The sequence below is a fragment of the Pseudomonas sp. TWR1-1-3 genome (assembly GCF_049896805.1).
In the GTDB taxonomy this organism is placed as follows: Bacteria; Pseudomonadota; Gammaproteobacteria; order Pseudomonadales; family Pseudomonadaceae; genus Aquipseudomonas; species Aquipseudomonas bubulae.
The window spans coordinates 1-3,867 of sequence record NZ_JAFCUZ010000009.1 but is presented as its reverse complement, the minus strand read 5'-3'; the positions used below and the strand labels follow the sequence as shown (position 1 = coordinate 3,867).

At 58.5% G+C, this 3,867-nt stretch carries 6 protein-coding genes; 1 reads left to right on the top strand and 5 read right to left on the bottom strand.

All coding sequences use genetic code 11. From position 1 onward, the window contains the following. Positions 1-469 (top strand): hypothetical protein (locus tag ACP7BE_RS23175; RefSeq protein WP_426107447.1); only part of this gene is annotated, 469 nt, incomplete at its 5' end. A 31-nt stretch (positions 470-500) separates the two neighbouring features. Here the strand turns inward: ACP7BE_RS23175 and ACP7BE_RS23170 are convergent. The 5 genes from ACP7BE_RS23170 to ACP7BE_RS23150 all read right to left on the bottom strand — a co-directional run bounded on the left by ACP7BE_RS23170 (position 501) and on the right by ACP7BE_RS23150 (position 2,236). Further along, positions 501-749, bottom strand: a complete 249-nt coding sequence (locus tag ACP7BE_RS23170; protein ID WP_426107445.1) for a hypothetical protein — start codon at positions 747-749, stop codon at positions 501-503. After that, complete coding sequence (locus tag ACP7BE_RS23165) at positions 746-1,006, bottom strand: hypothetical protein (RefSeq protein WP_095031318.1); 261 nt, start codon at positions 1,004-1,006, stop codon at positions 746-748. The genes ACP7BE_RS23170 and ACP7BE_RS23165 overlap by 4 nt, the downstream gene beginning before the upstream one ends. After that, entirely contained in the window at positions 1,003-1,320 is a 318-nt protein-coding gene (locus ACP7BE_RS23160) for a hypothetical protein (protein ID WP_095026061.1), read from the bottom strand. Before ACP7BE_RS23160 ends, ACP7BE_RS23165 begins: the two co-directional genes overlap by 4 nt. Before the next feature lie 172 nt (positions 1,321-1,492). Continuing rightward, positions 1,493-1,732: a hypothetical protein gene (locus tag ACP7BE_RS23155; protein WP_426107442.1), complete on the bottom strand. Its 240-nt coding sequence runs from the start codon at positions 1,730-1,732 to the stop codon at positions 1,493-1,495. 75 nt (positions 1,733-1,807) lie between these two features. Beyond that, a complete protein-coding gene (locus ACP7BE_RS23150; RefSeq protein WP_426107440.1) occupies positions 1,808-2,236 on the bottom strand; it encodes a hypothetical protein in 429 nt (142 codons plus the stop codon). Positions 2,237-3,867: the final 1,631 nt, after the last annotated feature.

Sequence of the window (3,867 nt, the reverse complement as noted above, 5' to 3'; positions counted from 1 at the left end):
AGCAGTAGACTGTAGGGCACCCTACAGACAGAACCCGACACTGCCCTACATGGCAAAATTAACCATCGGCCGCATGGCAAAACTCTACGGTTTACACCGTTCAACATTGCATGAGGCCGTGTCTAAAGGCCGCGTAACTGCTGGCCTAGACGGTAAAGGGCAAAAGGTTATCGACCTATCAGAAATGATCCGCGTTTATGGCGAACCACAGGGGATCACCCTACACCGCCCTACACTTGACCCGACACCCTCGCCCTACACTTCCCCTACACCTGAAATGGACGCCTTACACCCAGCCCTACACTCGTTGGTTGAAGAGGTTCGATTGCTGCGTGCAGAGATACAAGAGCTGCAACAATCACTTCGGCTGATCGAGCATAAACCCGAGCCTAAACCTGCATTGCCTCACAACGCGAAGCCAGGGGAAGCCCCTACTTGGGCAAATTTGCTCGACGCTCTCGATAACTAAAAGCCGTGGCCAGTTTCGCGGGCGCGAAACTTCATAGTTCCACCGCAAAGCCTCGCACACCAAGCCTTTCGGCAAAGCGACCCACCGCCGTCAGGCTGGCCCAGGTACGAATCACCTCCCGCCTCGACCGTACTGGAATCAGCCGCGAGTGCGGGCCACCGAGGCGCACCGAAAACGTCCACTTGGTGCGGCTGGCATCGCGGCCCACGACAAACTCCCTGACCGCGCTCTGTTGCACCAGGTGCTGCAGCGCGTCTTCGTGAATCCCGTCCCCGATCACAGCAGCAACGCCGTGACGCGCGCCTGAGCGGCGTCATCAATGATCAGGTACAGGCTTTCAATCTCGGCCGGCTTAAGCACCTTGAGCTCTTCCAGCATCTCAACAAAACCTTGCGCCCGCTCGCTGGCCAGATGCACCTGCAGGGTGTCGGCGGCGAGCTCGATGGCAGTCATTCGACGGCGCAGTGTGGCCAGCACTTCAGGCGACGTACTGATCGCGGCTAACGGGTCGCTGCCGTTACCGTAACGGCCGCTCATTCGGGCACCACTCCGGACGGGCCGCCCAAGGTGGCGGCTTCGCAGGCAAACGCTGCCGCCTGTGGTGGGGTCAGCGCTCCGGCGGCGACCACGGCGTTTAACCAGTCCCAGAATCGAGTTACACAGCGCGTCTGCTGCTCAGCCACTTCCTGCAGGTGATCCAATAATTGCGCCTCCAACGCCTCAATCGAGGTGGCCAGCACTTGCGGCTGCAGCTCCAGGGCGATGCGCTCAAGCAGTGCGCCAGTGTCCGGGGACAGCGTGCGCAGGTCGCGCAAACGGCGCTCATAAGACGGCGTGACGGGTAACGGCATGGCAGGGGTGTCCTTATCCGAGTCAGTGGCCCCCAGTGCGTAAAACCACAGTATGGGGTTCTGGAGTACCAGTGTGGGGGGATGTGGTATCCGTGCCCACAAAAAAAAACCCCACGCTCGGCTTGAGTGTAGGGGGCTTTTGAACATAAGCGGCGTTATTGGTAACGCAGACTCACTCCGTCCCGTGTTCGCGCCGGAACGCTTGCAACTGTTCTTCGGTCGGCATCAGGCCAGCGGCCACCAGGCCGCAGTCAAAGCAGGTCGTCGCTTCACCTGGCATCACATCGCTACCGGCCCACATCACGCGCTCATCACGGCTATGGCCGCATGCCAGCTCGATATGACTGGTCATGCCGAAGAAATAGCGGCGCACGATAGGCTGGCGGGGGGATGGGGATTGTTCAGTCTGCATAAATTGGGTTCCTTTCTATTCGTTATGCACTCCCGTGTTGCTAGTAGCACAACCGGTCGAACGATATTTTCGCGGCTAAAATCCGGCGGCAGCTCGAGCCCGCAATTTCATGACGGTTCGCGCTGAAAGTCCCCTAATGTCCTCGCCATGAAAAACCATGTGTGCCCGATGCGACTTGGTTTCCGCGTCCCAATCCTCCATATCATCGATCAGGAAGGCGTGCTTGCCCAGGTACGCTGCCGCCAAGTCAGTGGCCAGGCGGCGGGCGGGTTCGCCCGCCGTTTCGAAAACCCAATCCAGGATATCGCTCATCTGCTCGGCGGGTGTACGCGGCACAACACCGTTGGCCTGATCCTGGACGAATGCGTTGTAAAGCAGTGCGCCAACCTCGGGATCTTCTGCTGGATTGCCCGGGCAGAGCCTTGGCTCCCAGGGAATCTGATACATCGATTGGCCAAGAACGTCCTGCAGGACGTAGTCCGACGGCTTTACCAAACGCTGCATGAGATGGCTCCTTAAAAAATCGCATGGTAGCGCATCCCGAGCAGCCAAAAGCTGCTCGGATAAACCGCCACCTCTGGTGGCGATAACAGCCTGACAGACGCCTCCCGAGCCCACGAGGGGGGTGAGGAAAAATGGCCCCCAGGCCAAGTTTTTCCGGTCTGCCCTGGTGAAGCCCGTTCAGGGCGTAACCAGGGTGCGAAGCATCCGGCCGCACCGCTTGCGTGCGCGTCAGGTGAAACCGGACCAACCTGGATTCGCGATGTAGCAGTCAAGAAAGGGACAAAGGACCGCAACGAGACGTCGCGCAATTGCAGAATGCAGGTTGGTCCGGCTTTGCCGGGCGCGCACGCGGGTGAATTTTCGAGACAAGCCCGTTCAGGGCGCAGGTGAGGAAAGAGGGTGGAGGCTCGCGCAGCGAGTCGGAACCCTGAAAGCCTGACGGGGCGCTCCCCCGGAAGGTTTGGGCGTCCCGCAGGGCGGCCACGACAGACCGTAGGGATGGCGCGCTGTTGCTCTGCTTTTGTCTTGGATTATCTATGTGGCGTTCTATTGGTCGTTCTATTGCGTTGGCTATTGCTTCAGCAATAGAACGCCAATAGGAGAGGTATAAAGGTGAAAAGGTACAAAAGGGCAAAAAGCCAAGAGCATTCGCGCTACGCGCTCACCAGCTCGACCCCCTAAAGGGGGACCCCCACTCGCTGGGAAAGATCCAAAGCGGGTAATAACCCTGAGAGACAAGAGCACGAGCAATGATGGCTGACGCCAGTCTAAGGCCGCCCACTGGCGGCAATAATGATGGCTGCGCGACGCACTTGATGGCTCCCACTGGCGTGGGAGCCCCTACGATCGGCTTTTAAAAAAAGCGTCTCGCATGACTCCACGCAGTGAGGATTTTGTTCCAGGTGCGACCACCCGGCTCCCACTCCCAACAGGCGTTCCAGACTTTCGGGGATTGTTTACCACTGCGCCCCCTGCCCTCTTCGGCGTCTGGCGGTTGGTGGGTTTTAGGACAGTGACAGCGCCCGTGGTTGGGTTTTTACGCTGCCCTGCCATTGCCTTCTCGCCCTTGCGGGTCGCACCTAACCGGCTATACCGGCTGCCGTGAAGAGATCCCCTTGATCGGCAGCTATTACTTCCCGGGCCCAAAGCATCTTGATTCCAAGCGTCGGGAAGAGGTGTCGGGGGAGGCTGGAAGCTGGACAGACGGGAGTTTTCCCGACAGAATTGGCTTACCAGGTCTCGTTCCCCGCACCGAAAAGCAGAGATTCCCCGAGACCTTGGCCAGAGCGATTGCAGTCGCCGCTGGCCCGAATGAAACCCTGCCTTGGCAGGGTTTTTTCGTTTTAATGCTATGTATCTATTACCCAAAGATATTGCGTTTGCTCGCTCAGCGCAAACCCTGTGTCTTTCACAAGCTGCCGTGTGGGTCTGGCAGCTGTGCTGCCTACCAGCACGGTAGCCAACAAGGTCCACCGGACCGCGTTAGGGAATGGTCGGTTAAGTCTCATAAATAGCAGTAGACTGTAGGGCACCCTACAGACAGAACCCGACACTGCCCTACATGGCAAAATTAACCATCGGCCGCATGGCAAAACTCTACGGTTTACACCGTTCAACATTGCATGAGGCCG

Excerpts from the sequence above, each read along its gene's own strand:
- ACP7BE_RS23155 (WP_426107442.1), bottom strand. The coding sequence starts at position 1,732 with ATGCAGACTGAACAATCCCCATCCCCCCGCCAGCCTATCGTGCGCCGC.
- ACP7BE_RS23160 (WP_095026061.1), bottom strand. The coding sequence starts at position 1,320 with ATGCCGTTACCCGTCACGCCGTCTTATGAGCGCCGTTTGCGCGACCTG.
- ACP7BE_RS23150 (WP_426107440.1), bottom strand. The coding sequence starts at position 2,236 with ATGCAGCGTTTGGTAAAGCCGTCGGACTACGTCCTGCAGGACGTTCTT.
- ACP7BE_RS23165 (WP_095031318.1), bottom strand. The coding sequence starts at position 1,006 with ATGAGCGGCCGTTACGGTAACGGCAGCGACCCGTTAGCCGCGATCAGT.